Source organism: Neisseria sp. P0001.S005, assembly GCF_051963715.1.
Genome location: NZ_JBQCTZ010000576.1, coordinates 1 through 482, shown reverse-complemented (window position 1 = coordinate 482; position 482 = coordinate 1). Strand labels below are relative to the sequence as shown.

The window sequence follows — 482 nt, the reverse complement described above, 5'->3', positions numbered from 1 at the left end:
GCACGCGCATGCGGTTATGAAAACTCCGCCTCTTTGTCTCAGCTCAAACGCCGTTTGGAACAACAAGCAGGCGATGAGTCTGCACGCGGCATTCGTCCGAGCCTGGCTGCGAAGTTGGAATCCGGTATGCGCAAACGCAAAGGCTGGCTGAACCGTGATCACAGCAAAGATCAAGAAAAAGCAGCAGCGGTTGAAGCGGCGCGTTTGGAAAAACAAACTGTTGAAGCAGCCGAAGCTGGCGTTTCAACCGAAGGCCGTTTTGTTACCGTTACCCGCAATACCTGCGAAACCCAAATCACCGTCAGCCTCAATCTTGACGGTACCGGCAAATACCGCTTGGATACCGGCGTTCCTTTCCTTGAACACATGCTTGCCCAAGTGGCGCGTCATGGTTTGATTGACTTGGATATTACCTGCAAAGGCGATTTGCACATTGACGACCATCACACGGTTGAAGACATCGGTATCGTATTGGGTCAGGC

At 52.5% G+C, this 482-nt stretch carries 1 pseudogene; it reads left to right on the top strand.

Annotation, left to right across the window (positions count from 1 at the left end):
- A pseudogene (locus ACTHSP_RS21770) lies at positions 1 to 482 on the top strand (imidazoleglycerol-phosphate dehydratase HisB); the annotation flags it as partial.